The sequence below is a fragment of the Pseudomonas monsensis genome, from assembly GCF_014268495.2.
Taxonomy (GTDB): Bacteria; Pseudomonadota; Gammaproteobacteria; order Pseudomonadales; family Pseudomonadaceae; genus Aquipseudomonas; species Aquipseudomonas monsensis.
On record NZ_CP077087.1, the window covers coordinates 161118 to 177786 of the forward strand.

Annotated in this window: 19 protein-coding genes; 13 read left to right on the forward strand and 6 right to left on the reverse strand. The window is 60.2% G+C overall.

Going from position 1 to position 16669, the window contains the following annotated elements:
- Window positions 1-115: 115 nt before the first annotated feature.
- The 3 genes from HV782_RS00705 to HV782_RS00715 all read left to right on the forward strand — a co-directional run bounded on the left by HV782_RS00705 (window position 116) and on the right by HV782_RS00715 (window position 2154).
- Window positions 116-556, forward strand: coding sequence for an EamA family transporter (locus HV782_RS00705; RefSeq protein ID WP_016984014.1), 441 nt, complete (start codon window positions 116-118; stop codon window positions 554-556).
- A gap of 176 nt (window positions 557-732) precedes the next feature.
- On the forward strand, window positions 733-1608 hold the full coding sequence (locus tag HV782_RS00710; RefSeq protein ID WP_186743839.1) for a Tim44 domain-containing protein: 876 nt from the start codon (window positions 733-735) through the stop codon (window positions 1606-1608).
- A 138-nt stretch (window positions 1609-1746) separates the two neighbouring features.
- Entirely contained in the window at window positions 1747-2154 is a 408-nt protein-coding gene (locus tag HV782_RS00715; protein WP_186743837.1) for an SMI1/KNR4 family protein, read from the forward strand.
- Between the two features lie 21 nt (window positions 2155-2175).
- Here the strand turns inward: HV782_RS00715 and HV782_RS00720 are convergent, their stop codons facing one another.
- A complete protein-coding gene (locus HV782_RS00720; RefSeq protein ID WP_123470007.1) occupies window positions 2176-3939 on the reverse strand; it encodes a cation:proton antiporter in 1764 nt (587 codons plus the stop codon).
- Between the two features lie 280 nt (window positions 3940-4219).
- Between HV782_RS00720 and HV782_RS00725 the strand changes: the two genes are divergently transcribed.
- Window positions 4220-4702, forward strand: coding sequence for an acyl-CoA thioesterase (locus tag HV782_RS00725; protein WP_003229693.1), 483 nt, complete (start codon window positions 4220-4222; stop codon window positions 4700-4702).
- Window positions 4703-4825: 123 nt separating this feature from the next.
- On the opposite strand, the gene pdxY is transcribed toward HV782_RS00725, so the two are convergent.
- The gene (gene pdxY / locus HV782_RS00730; RefSeq protein ID WP_128615994.1) at window positions 4826-5698 is read right to left on the reverse strand and encodes a pyridoxal kinase PdxY; all 873 of its coding nucleotides are present in this window, start codon (window positions 5696-5698) and stop codon (window positions 4826-4828) included.
- A 117-nt stretch (window positions 5699-5815) separates the two neighbouring features.
- Here pdxY and HV782_RS00735 point away from each other — a divergent pair, with 117 nt between their 5' ends.
- Window positions 5816-6229 carry a DUF3301 domain-containing protein gene (locus HV782_RS00735; protein WP_123470010.1) on the forward strand — a complete coding sequence of 138 codons (414 nt, stop codon included), beginning with the start codon at window positions 5816-5818 and terminating at the stop codon, window positions 6227-6229.
- A 25-nt stretch (window positions 6230-6254) separates the two neighbouring features.
- Here the strand turns inward: HV782_RS00735 and HV782_RS00740 are convergent, their stop codons facing one another.
- Window positions 6255-7220 carry a CobW family GTP-binding protein gene (locus HV782_RS00740; RefSeq protein ID WP_186743835.1) on the reverse strand — a complete coding sequence of 322 codons (966 nt, stop codon included), beginning with the start codon at window positions 7218-7220 and terminating at the stop codon, window positions 6255-6257.
- A 27-nt stretch (window positions 7221-7247) separates the two neighbouring features.
- Between HV782_RS00740 and HV782_RS00745 the strand changes: the two genes are divergently transcribed.
- Window positions 7248-7604, forward strand: coding sequence for an NADH:ubiquinone oxidoreductase (locus HV782_RS00745; RefSeq protein ID WP_186743833.1), 357 nt, complete (start codon window positions 7248-7250; stop codon window positions 7602-7604).
- A gap of 4 nt (window positions 7605-7608) precedes the next feature.
- Here HV782_RS00745 and HV782_RS00750 read toward each other — a convergent pair whose 3' ends face one another.
- The gene (locus tag HV782_RS00750; protein WP_123470016.1) at window positions 7609-8259 is read right to left on the reverse strand and encodes a DUF1826 domain-containing protein; all 651 of its coding nucleotides are present in this window, start codon (window positions 8257-8259) and stop codon (window positions 7609-7611) included.
- Entirely contained in the window at window positions 8259-9464 is a 1206-nt protein-coding gene (gene zigA / locus HV782_RS00755; protein ID WP_186743832.1) for a zinc metallochaperone GTPase ZigA, read from the reverse strand. The genes HV782_RS00750 and zigA overlap by 1 nt, the downstream gene beginning before the upstream one ends.
- 224 nt (window positions 9465-9688) lie before the next feature.
- Here zigA and HV782_RS00760 point away from each other — a divergent pair, with 224 nt between their 5' ends.
- Window positions 9689-10066, forward strand: coding sequence for a glutamine synthetase (locus tag HV782_RS00760; RefSeq protein ID WP_186743831.1), 378 nt, complete (start codon window positions 9689-9691; stop codon window positions 10064-10066).
- On the opposite strand, the gene HV782_RS00765 is transcribed toward HV782_RS00760, so the two are convergent.
- Window positions 10063-11265, reverse strand: a complete 1203-nt coding sequence (locus HV782_RS00765; protein ID WP_186743830.1) for an N-acetylmuramoyl-L-alanine amidase — start codon at window positions 11263-11265, stop codon at window positions 10063-10065. The two genes, HV782_RS00760 and HV782_RS00765, sit on opposite strands and share 4 nt — an antisense overlap.
- Window positions 11266-11349: 84 nt before the next feature.
- Here HV782_RS00765 and folE2 point away from each other — a divergent pair, with 84 nt between their 5' ends.
- From folE2 to HV782_RS00795, 6 genes are read left to right on the forward strand one after another with little or no spacing between them, the layout of a single operon-like run.
- A complete protein-coding gene (folE2, locus tag HV782_RS00770) occupies window positions 11350-12246 on the forward strand; it encodes a GTP cyclohydrolase FolE2 (RefSeq protein WP_186743829.1) in 897 nt (298 codons plus the stop codon).
- Complete coding sequence (locus tag HV782_RS00775) at window positions 12243-12911, forward strand: metal ABC transporter ATP-binding protein (protein WP_186743828.1); 669 nt, start codon at window positions 12243-12245, stop codon at window positions 12909-12911. The genes folE2 and HV782_RS00775 overlap by 4 nt, the downstream gene beginning before the upstream one ends.
- The gene (locus HV782_RS00780) at window positions 12911-13777 is read left to right on the forward strand and encodes a metal ABC transporter permease (protein WP_123470025.1); all 867 of its coding nucleotides are present in this window, start codon (window positions 12911-12913) and stop codon (window positions 13775-13777) included. The genes HV782_RS00775 and HV782_RS00780 overlap by 1 nt, the downstream gene beginning before the upstream one ends.
- Window positions 13778-13788: 11 nt before the next feature.
- Window positions 13789-14664, forward strand: a complete 876-nt coding sequence (locus HV782_RS00785) for a metal ABC transporter substrate-binding protein (protein WP_186743827.1) — start codon at window positions 13789-13791, stop codon at window positions 14662-14664.
- Window positions 14661-15221, forward strand: coding sequence for a gamma carbonic anhydrase family protein (locus tag HV782_RS00790; protein WP_128615744.1), 561 nt, complete (start codon window positions 14661-14663; stop codon window positions 15219-15221). The genes HV782_RS00785 and HV782_RS00790 overlap by 4 nt, the downstream gene beginning before the upstream one ends.
- 3 nt (window positions 15222-15224) lie before the next feature.
- The gene (locus HV782_RS00795; protein WP_123470032.1) at window positions 15225-16556 is read left to right on the forward strand and encodes a dihydroorotase; all 1332 of its coding nucleotides are present in this window, start codon (window positions 15225-15227) and stop codon (window positions 16554-16556) included.
- Window positions 16557-16669 lie beyond the last annotated feature (113 nt).

Sequence of the window (16669 nt, forward strand, 5' to 3'; positions counted from 1 at the left end):
AGCCTGCTCGCGATAGCTTCACCACGGTTTGACAGTTAGACCGAGGTGCTTCAATCGCGAGCAGGCTCACTCCTACTGGGTTTGTGTGAGCTTTGATGCAATTTGGGAGCAATTCATGGGCTCAGGCTTCTTTTCCTCCTGGACATTCTGGGCCCTGCTCTCGGCGACTTTCGCTGCACTGACGGCGATCTTTGCCAAAGTCGGCATTGAAAACGTCAATTCCGACTTCGCCACCCTGCTGCGCACCATCGTGGTACTGGTCAGCCTGGCCTTGATTTTGTACGCGACGGGCCAATATCAGTCCTTGGGTTCGATCTCCGCCAAGAGCTATCTGTTCCTGCTGCTGTCCGGTCTGGGGACCGGTGCATCGTGGCTCTGCTATTTCCGCGCACTGAAAGTCGGCCCGGCCTCGCTGGTCGCGCCAGTGGATAAACTCAGCGTGGTGCTGGTGGCGGTGCTCGGCGTGATCCTGCTGGGCGAAAAACTCGACCTGCGCCAATGGGGCGGCATCGGCCTGATCACGGCAGGTGTGGTGATGTTGGCGTTTCGTCGTTAAGGCGATTTCTCACTGAACCCGTCGTCGTTTCCTACAGCCAAAAGTAAACAGCCTTATTGCCCTGACCAAGCTGAACCTAACCTGTCAGGCAAAAGCCCGAAACACTCTCTCGCTAGCCAGTAACACTTCAGCTGTGCAACATGGCGCGCGTGTCTCCACAAACGGGAATTCCCTTTATGAAACGTTTTCTTAGCATCGCCATGGCGTTGTGCATCGGCCTGACGATGAGCCTCGACGCCAACGCCAAGCGCTTCGGTGGTGGCAAAAGCGCCGGCGCTGCGCCGACGCACCAGACCAGCCAGATGGCTCCTTCTTCTCCAGGCATGGGCGGCGCAGCAGCGACCGCTGGTGCTGCCGGTGCCGCTGGCGCCGCTGCCAAGGCCGGTGGCGCTTCGAAATGGCTCGGCCCGCTGGCCGGTATCGCTGCCGGTGGCCTGCTCGCGTCCATGTTCATGGGCGGCGGCTTCCAGGGCATGCAGATCTTCGACATCCTGATCATGGCCGTGATCGCGTTCGTGATCTTCCGCTTTATCGCCGCCCGTCGACGCAAGCAGCAGGAGCATCTGGCTCCGGCCGGCGCGCCGATGCAGCGTGAAGTGTTCGAACAGAAGCCTGCTGCCATGGGTTCGATTTTCGGTGGTTCGGCGGCTCCGGTTGCCGCTCGTCCGGTAATCAACGCGCCAGCCTGGTTCAACGAGCAGCGCTTCCTTGAAGCCGCACGCAGCCACTTCCAGTCGCTGCAGCAGCACTGGGACGCCAACGAAATGGACAAGATTGCCGAGTTCGTGACCCCGCAAATGCTCGACTTCCTCAAGCGTGAGCGCGCGGATCTGGGCGACGGCTTCCAGTCGACCTACATCGACAACCTGCAGGTGCAGCTGGACGGCGTCGATGATCGTGCCGACAAGACCATCGCCACCCTGACCTTCAGTGGTGTGTCGAAAACCTCGCGTTTCGACCAGGGCGAAGTGTTCAGCGAAAGCTGGAACATGGAACGTCCGCAGGGCGACAACCAGCCTTGGCTGGTGGCCGGTATTCGTCAGAACGGCTGAGCCTTGCTGCGCTGAACCTGCGACCAAGAAAACCCCGGACTCGTCCGGGGTTTTTCTATTTCGCGGTTGCATCTATAGCGAGCTACTGTATAAACCGGCCCATATAAACCGCGCCATTCAAGCAAGAGGATCCCGGACGTGGAAGAAATCATCGAACAACTGCGCGAAGCCAACGAACCCGTACCGGTTCCTTTGGAATTGCCTGACGAAGACCAACTGGTGGAGATCGAGGAAGAACTGTTCATCAACATTCCGTTCGTCTTCAAAGAGTTTCTGCTGACCGTCAGCGATGTGGTGTATGGCAGCCTCGAGCCGGTGACTGTCACCGACCCGCAATCGCACACCTACCTGCCGGAAGTCGCGGCCAACGCCTGGGATATTGGCGTACCGCGCGACCTGATCCCGATCTGTCAGGACGGCTACGACTACTACTGCGTTGAAGAAGACGGCACCGTGGTGCTGTGGTCCGGCGAAGAAGAGCTGATCACCGAAGAGTCCTGGGAATCGGTGTGGCACTGGGCGCGGGACGTCTGGCTGGAAAGCTGATCCGCCACACGTCCCGGTAGGTCAGTGCCCCGACGACTCCTTGTGGTTGTCGAGGGTTTCCAGCAAAGCCACCTGCATCCGCGTGTGCACGCGGATGAACCAGCGCCAGAGCAGCGCCGCCACGGCGGCCGCCACCACGGCGATCAGCACCAGCAACTTGTTGGTCGGCAGGATACTGGCCGACAAGGCTGACAACAGCAGGAAAATCACCAGCAGCGAGAGGATCGGGATCACTTCGGCGATCACCCGGCGCACTCGCTGCGTGTGACGACCGGCCATTTCCGGCTTTACCCCCATCTCTGCCAGCAGCATCGACAGCGCCTTGAGCTTGCGATACGCCGCGATCAAAAACGGCAACGACACCAACAACGCCCCGCCCCAGATCAACGCCTTCTGCCAGCTCGGATCGCTGACCCAGTCTTGCAATGAGGTCGATATACGCTCGGCGAAGTAGGCCCCGGCGAAGAAGATCGCAATCACCAGCGCCAGATTGACCCCGACCTGCAACAGGATTCGCCTGATCATCGACGCCAGCATCGCGCCCTCGCCCTGCGGCTGAATGCTGCGCAGCCACTCGCCGTACATACCCAGAACACGCCCCAGGCGCTTGGGCACAGCGGCGGACAACTTGATCGACAGCGGATCGGCGGCACGAATCAGATACGGCGTCAGCAGCGTGGTAATCACCGACACGGCCACAGCGACCGGGTAAAGGAAGTTGCTGGTGACCTGCAGGGTCATGCCCAGCGCGGCGATGATGAAGGAAAATTCGCCGATCTGTGACAGGCCCATCCCGACGCGCAGTGAGGTGCGTCCGTCATTGCCGGCGATAAAAGCACCGAGGCCGCAGGACAGCATCTTGCCTAGCACCACGGCGACAGTGATCACGGCGATCGGCCAGGCGTATTCGAGCAGAATCATCGGGTCGAGCATCAGACCGATCGCCACAAAGAAGATCGCACTGAACAGGTCGCGCACCGGTTCGATCAGGCGCTCGATTTTCAGCAGTTGCCGCGACTCGGCCATGATCGCACCGATCAGGAAGGCGCCGAGCACCATGCTGTATTCAAGTTTGACCACCAGCAGGCAGAACCCGAAACACAGGCCCAGCACGGTGATCAGCAGCATCTCGTTGCTGTCGAATCTGGCGACGTAGGCCAGCAGGCGCGGCACCAGCAGAATGCCAATGACCAGCGCGACAATCATGAACAGCGACAGCTTGCCGACCGTGGAAAACACCTCGCCGGAACTCACCGTGCCGCTCACCGCGATGCTCGACAGCAACGCGATGATGCCAATGCCGAGGATGTCTTCGACGATCAGCACCCCGAAGATCAACTGCGCGAAACGCTCGTTTTTCATCTTCAGGTCATTGAGCGCCTTGACGATGATGGTGGTCGAGGAGATTGCCAGGATCGCGCCGAGGAACAGCGAGTCCATGGTGTTCCAGTCGAACCAGCGGCCGATTTCGTAGCCGATCCAGATCATCAGGACAATTTCGAGGAACGCTGCAATGAAGGCCGTGGCGCCGACCTTGAACAGCTTGCGCAGGCTGAACTCCAGCCCCAGGCAGAACATCAGGAAGATCACCCCCAGTTCGGCAAGGGTCTTGATGGTTTCTTCGTCGTGGATCAGGCCGAACGGCGGGGTGTGCGGACCGATGATGAAGCCGGCAACGATGTAGCCGAGTACCACAGGCTGCTTGAAGCGATGAAACAGTACCGTGACCACGCCTGCGACCAACATGATCACTGCCAGATCCTGAATAAAGCTGATGGCATGCATGGCGTGGCCTCCTTGTATGACGAGACTCGCGGAAAGACGTCAGAACGGTCTGGGCGAGGTGAGAAAAATCCGCTTTTCACGTGGGAATTGCCCTTGGGCAGGGCCTTTTGCAGGTTAACACCGCGACTTCCGCCTGGAAGGCGGTGCAATATATGGAAACAGAACGATTCCGGCGTGACGGCGGCCTGTCGCCCGGCGTCCCGATAACGGTGCTTTTGAAAAGCGACCAGGCACCCGCAGAGGTGCTTTCAGCCACTCAGCCTTGATCCGTGAGAACGTTATGGAACCCGGAAACGCCCAGCTGTCGATGACGGTATTGATGACCCCCGACATGGCCAACTTCTCTGGCAATGTCCACGGCGGCACCCTGCTCAAATACCTCGACGAAGTGGCCTACGCCTGCGCGAGCCGTTATGCCGGCCGCTACGTAGTGACCCTGTCGGTTGATCAGGTGATTTTTCGAGAGCCGATTCACGTCGGCGAGCTGGTGACCTTCCTCGCGTCGGTCAACTACACCGGCAACACCTCAATGGAAGTCGGCATCAAAGTGGTGACCGAGAATATCCGCGAGCGCTCGGTGCGCCACACCAACAGCTGCTTCTTCACCATGGTCGCTGTCGATGACCAGCGCAAACCGGCGGCAGTACCGCCGCTGCAACCGCAGAACAGCGAAGACAAACGCCGCTACATGCAGGCGCAGCAGCGTCGGCAGATTCGCCAGGAGCTGGAGAAGCGTTATCAGGAGATCAAGGGCGACGCCTGACCAGCCCCAATTGATGTGGCTTGATAGATAGCTTTCGCGAGCAAGCCCGCTCCCACACTGGATCTGTGCGGTTCACAAAACCAATGTCGGAGCGGGCTTGCTCGCGAATGCGCATGACGCGGGCTACAGACTGATGGCTGTCGCCTCGAATTTCACCCGTGGGTGCGCAATCCGGTCCTGTGCCCGCACCAGTTGCAACTCATAACTGGCACACGCCTGCGTCTCCAGCAGCACTTCATGCACCGCCGCTGCGGTGAATTCAAACGCCGCCACCAGGCTGTCCCCGAGCAGCACCCGCGCCAGGAACAGACCGGACGTCAAATCGCCCACCCCCACCGGCTGCCGCGGAAACGCCAGCAACGGCCGGCGCAAATGCCAGCTGCCGTCAGCGGTGACCAGCAACATCTCGAAGCCATCCGCCGGCTTGCCCGGGTAATCCAGATGCTTGACCAGCACCGCTTTCGGGCCGCGGGCCAGCAGGGCTCGCGCCATCGCCAGGCAATCGAACAGCGACTGCGGCTTGCGCCCGGAGAAGCTGTCCAGTTCCAGCTGATTCGGGCACATGATGTCCGCCACAGCGGCCGCCTCTTCCAGCAGGAAGTCACTGACCTCGGTCGGCACACTGCAGCCCTTCTCCGGATGGCCCATTACCGGGTCACAGAGATACAGCGCCTTGGGATTGACCGACTTGATGCGCTCGACGCCGCTGAGAATCGCCCGCCCTTGCGCCGCACTGCCGAGATAGCCGGACAGCACCGCATCGCAGTTGCCCAGTTCGCCGATGGCAGCGATCCCTTCAACCAGTTCGGGGATCTGTTGCGGTGCCAGCACTTCACCGGCCCACTGGCCATATTGAGTGTGATTGGAAAACTGCACGGTGTTGAGGGGCCAGACATTCACCCCGACCCGCTGCATCGGGAAAACCGCAGCGCTGTTGCCGGCGTGGCCGAACACCACATGGGACTGGATGGCGAGCAGATGAGGCGTACGTTTCATTCGGGTCATTCCGTAAAACGATTGAAATTCAAGCCGCGCAGTATGCGACGAAACGCAGCCTGTACGACAGGCCGGCGACGCAGTTAAGCTGACGCTATCTTTTGGAGTCCCCTGTCGATGCTGACCCTCGAAAACATCTTCGTGTTGATGCTGTTCGCCGCTGCCGGCGCATGGCTATGGCACAACCACGGCTTGCGCGAGCGGGCGCTGGAGCGGGTCAAACAGCATTGCATCAACGTTGGCATCGAACTGCTGGACGGTAATGTCGCGCTGAAAAAGATTGGCTTGATCAAGGATGCCAGCGGTCGCCGACGCTTGGCGCGGGTGTATAACTTCGAATTCACCGTCACCGGCGAAACCCGCCACAACGGCACCATCACCCAGTTCGGCGCGCACAGTGCACAGATCGAACTGGCGCCCTACCCGGCGCCGTTCGACGATACGCCGCCGGTGGTCGAGGTGCACAAGCCTCGCGCGGAAGTGATCGAGCTCAGTCAGTGGCGCCAGGAACACACCAAGTGGAAGCCCTGAGTCCCGTCTTGTGAGCTTTTGAGTCTTAGCTTGTCCGCGCACTCGCCAGACCGGCCTGCAATGCCCCGACTTCCTGTGGCTCACTGAAAATCAGCTCGATCCGCGAATCCCGCCGCCATTCGCTTGGTTGCCAATTCAATTCATCCCGGTCCAGCGCATTCGCTGAAACCCAGCCCGCGACGCTGTGGATAACCAGTTTGGCGCGTTTCCACTCCAGGCTTGCCAACCAGTCGGCGATTCGCTGGCTGTCGAACGTTTGCCCCGGGTGCCAACGCCAACCCACGCTCCAACTGCCCTCCAGGGCCTGGCTCAGACAGATCGGTTGCGTCGGATCACTCCACACCGTTGGCATGGGCGCCGGGCCGTTGGGCACGATCAGACTATCCGCACCCGCCGTCGCCCGTGCGGTCAGGCCCGGCAACTCGCTCAGGGACACCTGCGCCTGCTGCGTCCAGAGCAACCGCACGGGCGGCAGTTGTGCGGTTATCTGCCCGCGCAGGCGCTCATCAAGGTTTTCAGCCTTGTTCAGCAACAGTAAACCGGCGCCGGCCAGAGCCTCCTGTTGCGCTGCCGCTAACGGTTTTCCCGCCGCCAGCGCCTGAGCGTCCAGCACCAGAACACACGGCTGTACCGCCAGCACGCCGCGCCACGGCGCTTCACTCAACTGCCTGAGCAACTGCGCCGGATGACCCAGCCCCGACGGCTCGATAAACAGCCGATCCGGCTTTGCCTTGCGCAGCAAGCGCCCGAGCCCGATCTGGAACGGCGCACCATTGACGCAACACAAACACCCCCCGGCCACTTCGCCCAGTGCGATACCATCGGCGTCACGAGTCAGCAGTGCGGCATCAAGGCCGATCTGGCCGAACTCATTGATCAGCACCGCCCAGCGCTCCCCGTCCGGGCGTTGCGCCAGGAGCTGGCGGATCAGGCTGGTCTTGCCCGCCCCCAAGGGACCGGCGATGACATGAGTTGGAATGTTCTGCAACATGGCTGGCATTTTCTGAGGAGGTTGAAGATGCGTTGGGTGGGATGGTCGTTGCTATTGATGCTGCTGTCGAGCGAAGCGTTGGCTCAGGCCTGTGTCGTGCACAGTCAGGGCGAGCGGCTTGATGTAAAAGTCTGCCAGCAGAACCGCAACATCCCGGCCAAGCTATTCAGCGATGGTTTCTGTCAGCCGACCCTGGCCGGACAGAAAGTCGAGGTGCAGTACGTCGATCAATGCCCCGCCGGCGCCTTTGGCGTGTGCAGCAACGCGCAAGTCGCCAATATGCCTTACCGCCAGGATATCCACTATTACGGCGTCGCCACTGATGCGGCGTATCTGCAACCGTATTGCGAAGGCCAGAGCCAGGGCACCTGGCTCAAACCTTGAGCGCTTAACCGAGCCAGTCGAGGGTCAGCATCAACCGACGCTCGCCCGGCGATAATGCCGGCGAACGATGAATCAAGCCAAAGCCCTCGTTGCCGTGCCATTTTTCACCTTTGAGCAGCGCGACGTGAGCGCTGCCCAGTTGCTGGATCTGCGCGCAATCCTGCGGCTCGGCGTTGGCCTGCCCCAGTTGAGTACGGTCCATGGCGCCCTCGGTGAGCCACTGACTGCCGACGCCGGCGTACGTGGTAATCAGGCGCACCGGCACATGGTCAACGTGGAAGCGTGGGCACATGGCCTTGTCCAGTACCCGCAGCCGCAGGCCGATTCGCCGCGCACCCAATAAACAGGCAAATGCACTGACCAGCCATCTCAGGTCGGCGATAAAGCTGTCGTAGCCTTCCAGGTCACGAAATCCTGCGGCCAGCCCGGCAAGGTCAGGCTCGGCGTCCTCCTCGGGCAATTCCAGGCACAGCGACTCCGCCAAGGGTTCATTGCGCGAAAGCAGCAGCCCGGCGAAATCGGCAATGTGCAGCGGCAGTTGTCGCTGCCAGACCGCGAGGTTGATGTCGTCCTCCAGGATCCGCGCCAATGCATTGGGCGTCGGCCCGTGATGCGGATAACGCGCGCGGTTTTGCAGCTGCTTGAACGCGAGCATCAGGCGGCCTCTTCGTGCCAGGGGCCGAACGGATCCGCTAGCAATTGCCAGCCCTGCGCACCGAGTGCCATTTCCTCATCGCTCAGCAGGCAGTCGTCCAGATCCGCCGAGAGCTGGGCGAAGTCGATGTTCTGGCCAATGAACACCAGTTCCTGACGACAATCACCGACGCTCGGCGTCCAGTTCTGCATGATCGCCTGGGTGCTTTCCTGATCCTGCGGCCACTGGGATTTCGGCACAAAACGCCACCAGCGACCCGCGAAGCCATGACGCATCAAACCGCCGGCCTGCGACCAGCTTCCGGCATCCGTGGGTTTGCTGGCCAGCCAGAAGAAACCTTTGGAGCGCAGCAGTTTACCGTTCAGCCACGGACGGTCGATGAAGTTGAAAAACCGCTGCGGGTGAAAGGGCCGACGCGCACGGTAGACCGTTGACGCGATGCCGTACTCCTCGGTTTCCGGCACGTGTTCGCCCCGTAACTCCTGCAGCCACCCCGGTGCCTGCGCGGCTTTTTCGAAGTCAAAGCGACCGGTGTTGAGGATCTTCTCCAGCGGCACTTCGCCCATCACCATCGGGATGATTTCAGCGTGAGCATTAAGGCGTCCGAGAATGGCCATCAGTTCATCGCGATCACCTTGGCTGATCAGGTCGATCTTGCTGATCAGCAGCACGTCGGCGAACTCGATCTGTTCAATCAACAGATCGGTGATGGAGCGCTCGTCTTCCTCGCCAAGGGTTTCGCCTCGAGAGGCGAGGCTTTCCGCCGCCTGGTAATCGAGGAGGAAGTTCATGCCGTCGACGACAGTGACCATGGTGTCGAGGCGCGCGACGTCAGCGAGGCTCTGCCCCTGTTCGTCGCGAAAGGTGAAGGTTTCTGCCACCGGCAGCGGCTCGGAGATCCCGGTGGACTCGATCAGTAAGTAATCGAAACGACCCTCGCGGGCGAGCTTGCTCACTTCTTCGAGCAAGTCCTCGCGTAACGTACAGCAGATGCAACCGTTACTCATCTCGACGAGCTTTTCTTCGGCACGGTTCAGGCTGACATCGCGCTGAACTTCGCTGCCATCAATATTGATCTCGCTCATATCATTAACGATGACCGCCACTCGCAATCCGTCTCGATTACGTAGTACGTAATTCAAAAGTGTACTTTTTCCGGCGCCGAGAAATCCCGAAAGCACGGTCACAGGCAATGCAGCTGACATTGGGTAATCCTCATCAAATGGTAGCCGACTGGCGCTTTTGCTCGCGCCGGACGTTTTCTGGCCCCAAACGATGGGCTTCAGAGAAGGTAAACGTTCGAAGTCGGTCGGGTCAGGCTCAGTTCAAATTAATGTTATAGTATAACAACACAAACAAGCCAGCCCTTGTCTTGCCTTGAACGACAAAGCACTGGAAGCTGCAATCAACTGGCCTCCTGGAAAACGTGATGAGAAATGCGCTGAAGTACTCGGTTTTCAGCCTCGTGCTGTTGATGGTGGGCAATGCCTGGGCTCAGGTTCCAGCGCTGGCCAGCTGCACACGCAGCGCCAATCTGCTGGCTTGCGTGGATGCTGATGGCAATGCGTACAGCGTCAACACCGTGGGCAGTACGCTTTACCTGCGTGGATTCGAGAAAGCTGGAAAGCGTTACTGGGCGCAGACCAACAGCCGCTTCGGGCAACTGACGTTCTTCACCGGCATCGCGTCCGACGGTGAAGCCTGGGTGGGCTACACCCGTCGGGTGGGCTGGACCACCATCAATCGCTTCTCCAGCTCCGGTGGTAGCAGCGCAAAGTTCACCTGCAGCCGCATAACGGGCTGTTAGACCCGCGAACTGTGTTGTGCCTGTTGCCAGGCGATGTAACTGTCGACCGGCGGATTCTTTTGAAAATAGCGCTGTAAACCATCGAACAATCCCTCGGCCACCGCTTGCTGGTGCCTCGCCGTGACCAGTCGTTGGCTGTCGCGAGCATTGGAAATAAAGCCGGTTTCAACCAGGATGGAAGGCACATCCGGCGACTTCAGCACGGCAAATCCGGCCTGTTCGACGCGCTTCTGGTGCAGCGTGGTGATTCCCGCCAAGCTGGCAAGCACCGTGCTGCCCAGCTGCAGACTGGCGGCAATCGTTGCATTCATCGACATATCCACAATCACGCCGGCCAGCATCGGGTCTTTATCCTTGAGGTTGAGCAAGCGGGTAGCCCCGAGCAAATCCACACCGTTCTCGCGTTGCGCCATGAAGCGCGCGGTTGCCGACGTCGCGCCCCCTTCCGAAAGACAATACACAGAGGCGCCAGATGCGGTCAGGCGTGGCGCTGCGTCAGCGTGCACCGAGATAAACAGGTCGGCCTTGTGCTGGCGGGCGATCTCGACGCGCTTGCGCAGTGGCACGAAAAAGTCGTCATTGCGCACCAATTTCACGTCAAAACCCCTGGTTTTTTTCAGGCGTTTTGCGAGCAGTTGCGCAATGGAAAGCACCACATCTTTTTCACGCTCGCCCTTGGCGCCAACCGCGCCAGGATCCTTCCCGCCATGCCCGGGATCGACGACCACGATAATGTCGCGCTGAGGATGAACGCCTTTTGCAGGTGTTTCACGTGGAACCATTGGGACGGTCGGGGCCGGTTTTGCGCTCACCAGATCAAGCACCAAGCGGTGCCCTTGGCCATCCTGCGGCGCCAGCAGGAAGCTGTTAAGCAGCACCGGACTGCTCAGATCGAGAACAATCCGCGTGTCACCCTGGCCGAAATGGCCGGATCGAATTGAACGAATCATCGTGTTACCGAGGGCTAACTGACTGAAATCGCCGGTCACACTGGCGCCGCTCAGATCAATGATCAATCGCTCTGGAGCGCTGAGTGCAAAAGTCTTGTAGCGCACCGGTGCGCTCAAATCGAATACCAGCCGCAACTTCTCACCCGAGCGCCAGAGCCGCGCGTTACGAACTTGCGCGGCTGAGACACTGAAAGGAAGGGCGAAGGCCGCGCTGGCCAATATCAGGTTAAGCAGATGGCGTCTGTGCATATGAAAGCCTGTTCATGAAAAAGGCATCGTGATTTGAATTGTTATAATGTAACATCAATTCCAATTAACAAGATGGGGCTGAACATGAATGCGCTGACCTTACCGGACATCGCCGCGCAGGCCGCTCGCCAAGCTCTCCCTCTCGAATGGGTGGGCATGCGCGGCATCGCTTTACCTGTGTGGCTGGAAGGCCGACAACTGAGTGCGAAGGCCGATGCTGGCGTGAATCTGGATGATGGCGAGGCACGCGGTATTCATATGTCTCGCCTCTATCTGGCGCTCGCAACACTCGAGCAGGAAAACCTTTCCCCTGCGCTGATACGGCAGGTGCTGCAACGGTTTCTCGACAGCCATGAGGGTTTATCCAATAGCGCCTATCTGAATATTCACACCGATTTGCTGCTGAAAAGACCCGCACTGGTCAGTCCGTTGAGCGGCTGGAAATCCTATCCGGCAACCATTGCTGCTCGTCTTGAAAAGCAAATGTTCCACGTGGAACTACAAATCGACGTGCCCTACTCATCAACATGCCCTTGCTCCGCCGCGCTGGCCCGCCAGCTGATTCAGCAGCAATTCATCGACGACTTCGCCAACAAGTCGCTGCAACATGCCGATGTCTTGACCTGGCTGGGATCAACGCAAGGCATTCTCGCCACGCCGCACAGCCAACGCAGCATTGCGGAATTGCACCTTCAACTGGACGAATTCATCGACGAGTTGCCACTGACAGCAATCATCAACGACGCCGAAGCGGCGCTCGGTACTGCCGTCCAAACCGCAGTGAAACGCGCCGACGAACAAGCCTTCGCCCTCGCTAACGGGCAAAATCTGATGTTCTGCGAAGACGCTGCCCGCCGACTGAATCTGGCCCTGCGACGCACGCCGGGCGTCAGCGCGTTCCAGTTGCGCGTAGTCCATGCCGAAAGCCTCCACGCCCACGACGCCGTTGCGCAAAGTCGCTGGCAGCGGGAGCACGCATGATCCGTTGCCAATCCCTGACGTGGGGTGCCCCCGGACAACCCCTGACATCCCCCCTTTCACTTGAGCTCGACAACGGCAGTCTCACGGCAATCGTTGGCGCTAACGGTTGTGGCAAAAGCAGCCTGCTGAAAGTGATGGCCGGTTTACAAAAGCCGTTGGCGGGCCAGGTCACGCTGAGTGTTCCACGCCAGAGCGGTCTGTCCTTCCTGCCACAGCAACAGCATCTGGACCGGCAATTCCCGATCAGCCTCCACGAACTGGTGGCGGCCGGTTTCTGGGGCCGTAGATTATCGACCCAGCTGCGTGCCCAGCGACTCGCCGATGCGTTGGACAACTGGCACCTGAGTGGACTCAGCCACCGGCCGCTGATGGCACTGTCGGGCGGCGAACTGCAACGTGCCCTGCTCGCGCGCTTGAGCCTGACCGACGCGCCGATCCTGTTGCTCGACGAACCCCACGCGGCACTCGATGAACTCGGCCAGCAGTTGCTTTGGGAACATATTCACGCCTGGCACGGCGAAGGCCGAACCCTCGTCGTGGTCTGCCATGACCTCGCTGCCGTCCGCCAACACATCGCTCAAACAGTGCTGATCAACAATCGCCAATGTGTGTACGGCGCGAGCACGGAACTGATTCAACAAACTCCCGACATGCAGGTGGCCTGATGCTTGCCATCGCGCACTTCTGGCAACCGTTCAGCGAGTTCGTTTTCATGCGGCGTGCGCTGCTCGGCGGGCTGGTGCTCGCCTGCAGCGTTGCCCCACTCGGGGTGTTTTTGATTCTGCGGCGGATGAGCCTGATCGGTGACGCCGTCGCCCACGGCATTCTTCCCGGTGCCGCGTTGGGCTTCTGGTTCGCCGGCCTCAGTCTGCCTGCCCTGACCCTCGGCGGTCTCGGTGCCGGTCTAAGCATGGCCGGTCTCGCGGCGTGGATCACTCGCCGCACTGGCCTGCGCGAAGACGCCAGCCTCGCCGCGATCTATCCGATATCCCTCGCCAGCGGTGTGCTGATTCTCGGCATCGCCGGCAAACGCCTCGACCTCTTGCACCTGCTGTTCGGCTCGGCACTGGCCGTGGACGGACCGACACTCCATGGCATGTTGTGGGTCTGCGCCTTGAGCCTGATCGCCATGGCCCTGATCTACAAACCGCTGCTGCTCGACACCCTCGACCCGCTGTTCCTGAGCACCGTCAGCCGCCTCGGCCCTCTGGCCCACGGCGTATTCCTGACCCTGGTGGTACTCAATCTGGTGATCGGATTTCAGGCCATCGGCGCCCTGATGGTGGTGGGACTGATGATGCTTCCCGCTGCAGCTTCGCGATTCTGGAGCCGACACCTGCCGAGCCTGATCGCTATCGCAGCCGCCCTCGGTTGCCTCTCGGTTTGGCTCGGGTTGTTGCTGTCGTTCTACTACTCGCTGCCCAGCGGCCCGGCCATCGTGCTGATTGCCGGCCTCGGTTATCTGCTGTCCGTGGTGTTCGGACCGGTCCACGGTCTGTTGCGCCGCCCGCCTTTGCTCACATCCCAATGAGGTGTCTCCCGATGCGCGCTCTATTTGTGCTGTTCAGCCTGATGCTGTCGATGTCGTTATCGGCGGCGGAAAAACTGCCCGTGGTCACCAGCTTCAGCATCCTCGCCGACATGGTTCATCAGGTCGGTGGCGAGCATATCCAGATCACCAACATGGTCGGCCCCGACGCCGATGCTCACACCTACGAGCCGACACCGGACGATGCAAAAGCGCTGCTCAAGGCCAGACTGATCATCAAGAACGGCCTCGGTTTCGAGCCATGGCTGGATCGACTGGTGACCAGCACCGAAACTCAGGCCACGGTGATCAGTGCGAGTCACGGGGTGATTCCACGTTCGCTGGATGAAGATGGCGAGACCATCCCCGACCCGCACGCCTGGCACAATCTGGCCAACGCCGAGCTGTACATCGCCAACATCACCAAAGCGTTGATCGCCGCCGACCCGGCCAACAAGGCCGACTACGAACGCAACAGTCAAACCTACCGGAAGCAGATCTACGCCCTGCTCGCCAAAGCCAAGGCCAGGTTCGGTTCGCTGCCAGCGGGCAACCGCAAGATCGTCACCAGCCATGACGCCTTTGGTTATCTCGGCCAGGCCTACGGTATCGACTTCATGGCACCACAAGGACTGTCCACCGAACGCGAACCCTCGGCCGCGGAAGTCGCGGCGTTGATCACCCAGATTCGCCAGGCCCACGTCAAAGCGGTGTTCATGGAAAACATCAAGGATGCACGCCTGCTCAAACAGATCGCCGACGAAAGCGGAGCGCACATTGGCGGCACGCTCTATTCGGATGCCCTCGCCGCAAGCGGCCCGGCCAGCACCTTCACCGGTCTGTTCGAGTACAACCTCAACACCCTCTACAACGCACTGAGCCAACCATGATTCGCAAGAACCCATCAGGTGATCTGCCGCAGATTGCCGAATCGGCCTACGTCGATAAAACCGCAATCATCTGCGGCAAAGTAGTGATCGGCGAGAACGTATTTGTCGGGCCTTATGCGGTCATCCGCGCGGACGAAGTGGATGCATCGGGCGAGATGGAAGCGATAACCATCGGTGCCAATTCGAACATCCAGGACGGCGTGGTCATCCACTCCAAATCCGGCGCGGCGGTGACGATCGGCGAATTCAGCTCCATCGCCCACCGTTCGATCGTGCATGGTCCGTGTGTCGTGGGTAACCGGGTATTCATCGGTTTCAACAGCGTGCTGTTCAACTGCGTGGTCGGCAACGGCTGCGTGGTTCGGCACAACTCGGTGGTCGACGGGCGCGATCTGCCCGACGCGTTCTACGTGCCCTCCACCACCCGCATCGGGCCGAAGACCGATCTCTCGCAGTTCCCACCGGTGAGCGTCAGCGCCTCGGAGTTTTCCGAAGACGTGGCGCGCACCAATGTCGATCTGGTACGTGGCTACAAAGCCTTGCAGAACGAGTTCTGAACCATGAGCAGCGTGCTGATTCGCAATGCCAGGCTGGTCAACGAAGGGCGTGAGTTCGACGGCGACTTATTGGTTGGCAACGGACGCATCGTCAAGATCGCCCGCAGCATCGAAGGCGAAAACGCGGCGGTGGAAATCGACGCCAACGGTCAGTGGCTACTGCCCGGCATGATTGATGATCAGGTGCATTTTCGTGAGCCGGGTGCGCCAGCCAAGGGCAGCCTATATACCGAGTCCCGCGCGGCGGTTGCCGGTGGCATCACCAGTTTCATGGACATGCCCAATACCCAACCGGCCACCCTCACCCTCGAAGCACTGGCGGACAAGAAGCGCCGGGCGGCGATGAGTTCGGTGGCCAACTACGGTTTTCACTTTGGCGTGAGTCAGGACAATCTCGACACGGTGGCGGCGCTCAATCCGAGTGAGGTGGCCGGGGTGAAAGTGTTCATGGGCGCGTCCACCGGCAACATGCTGGTGGATGATCCGCAAATCCTCGAACGGCTGTTCGCCGAGGTGCCGACCCTTCTGTTGGCACATTGCGAACACACGCCGAGCATCGACGCCAATGCGGCCAACCTGCGCAAACGGTTCGGTGCACATCTGCCGCCGGATGCCCATGCACTGATCCGCAATGCCGAGACCTGCTATCGCTCCTCGTCACTGGCCGTGGACCTGGCCAAGCGTCATGGCACGCGCCTGCACGTTTTGCACCTCACCACCGCACGTGAACTCGAACTGTTCGAAGACAAACCACTGGCGCAAAAACACATCACTGCCGAAGTCTGCCTGCACCATCTGCTGTTCGATGATCGTGACTACCCAACGCTGGGCAACCTGATCAAATGCAACCCGGCGATCAAAACCCCCGCCGACCGTGATGCATTGCGCGCCGCGTTGAACAGCCAGCGGCTGGATGTCATCGGCAGCGATCATGCGCCGCATACCTGGCAGGAAAAGCAGCGACCTTACAGCGAGGCGCCATCGGGATTACCGTTGGTGCAACACGCCCTGCCCGCCTTGCTGGAGCTGGTGGCGGACGCTGTCTTGCCGATCACCACGCTGGTGGCGAAGACCAGTCACCGGGTGGCGGATCTGTTTGCCATTCCGGATCGCGGTTATTTGCGTGAGGGATATTGGGCAGATCTGGTGTTGATTGAACCGCAGACGCTGGAGGTGTCTCGGCAACCGATTCTGTCGCAATGTGGATGGACGCCGTTTGCCGGTCGCCGCTTTCGGCATCGGGTGAATACGACAATTGTTTCGGGGCAGATTGCGTGGCGGGACGACCGGGTGCATGACGGGTGTCGAGGGTTGGCGTTGCGATTCTTGCGCTGAGGCATTCAGTGACTGACAAGACGCGATCGCGGGCAAGTCCGCGCCCACAGGTTGCACCGGTGAACACAACATTGATGTCCACTGCAGAACCTTGTGGGAGCGGGTTTGCCCGC

Bases quoted from the DNA above. Each gene is read 5' to 3' on its own strand.
- HV782_RS00705 (WP_016984014.1), top strand. From the start codon at position 116: ATGGGCTCAGGCTTCTTTTCCTCCTGGACATTCTGGGCCCTGCTCTCG.
- HV782_RS00710 (WP_186743839.1), top strand. From the start codon at position 733: ATGAAACGTTTTCTTAGCATCGCCATGGCGTTGTGCATCGGCCTGACG.
- HV782_RS00720 (WP_123470007.1), bottom strand. From the start codon at position 3,939: ATGCATGCCATCAGCTTTATTCAGGATCTGGCAGTGATCATGTTGGTC.
- HV782_RS00725 (WP_003229693.1), top strand. From the start codon at position 4,220: ATGGAACCCGGAAACGCCCAGCTGTCGATGACGGTATTGATGACCCCC.
- pdxY (WP_128615994.1), bottom strand. From the start codon at position 5,698: ATGAAACGTACGCCTCATCTGCTCGCCATCCAGTCCCATGTGGTGTTC.
- HV782_RS00735 (WP_123470010.1), top strand. From the start codon at position 5,816: ATGCTGACCCTCGAAAACATCTTCGTGTTGATGCTGTTCGCCGCTGCC.
- HV782_RS00740 (WP_186743835.1), bottom strand. From the start codon at position 7,220: ATGTTGCAGAACATTCCAACTCATGTCATCGCCGGTCCCTTGGGGGCG.
- HV782_RS00745 (WP_186743833.1), top strand. From the start codon at position 7,248: ATGCGTTGGGTGGGATGGTCGTTGCTATTGATGCTGCTGTCGAGCGAA.
- HV782_RS00750 (WP_123470016.1), bottom strand. From the start codon at position 8,259: ATGCTCGCGTTCAAGCAGCTGCAAAACCGCGCGCGTTATCCGCATCAC.
- zigA (WP_186743832.1), bottom strand. From the start codon at position 9,464: ATGTCAGCTGCATTGCCTGTGACCGTGCTTTCGGGATTTCTCGGCGCC.
- HV782_RS00760 (WP_186743831.1), top strand. From the start codon at position 9,689: ATGAGAAATGCGCTGAAGTACTCGGTTTTCAGCCTCGTGCTGTTGATG.
- HV782_RS00765 (WP_186743830.1), bottom strand. From the start codon at position 11,265: ATGCACAGACGCCATCTGCTTAACCTGATATTGGCCAGCGCGGCCTTC.
- folE2 (WP_186743829.1), top strand. From the start codon at position 11,350: ATGAATGCGCTGACCTTACCGGACATCGCCGCGCAGGCCGCTCGCCAA.
- HV782_RS00775 (WP_186743828.1), top strand. From the start codon at position 12,243: ATGATCCGTTGCCAATCCCTGACGTGGGGTGCCCCCGGACAACCCCTG.
- HV782_RS00780 (WP_123470025.1), top strand. From the start codon at position 12,911: ATGCTTGCCATCGCGCACTTCTGGCAACCGTTCAGCGAGTTCGTTTTC.
- HV782_RS00785 (WP_186743827.1), top strand. From the start codon at position 13,789: ATGCGCGCTCTATTTGTGCTGTTCAGCCTGATGCTGTCGATGTCGTTA.
- HV782_RS00790 (WP_128615744.1), top strand. From the start codon at position 14,661: ATGATTCGCAAGAACCCATCAGGTGATCTGCCGCAGATTGCCGAATCG.
- HV782_RS00795 (WP_123470032.1), top strand. From the start codon at position 15,225: ATGAGCAGCGTGCTGATTCGCAATGCCAGGCTGGTCAACGAAGGGCGT.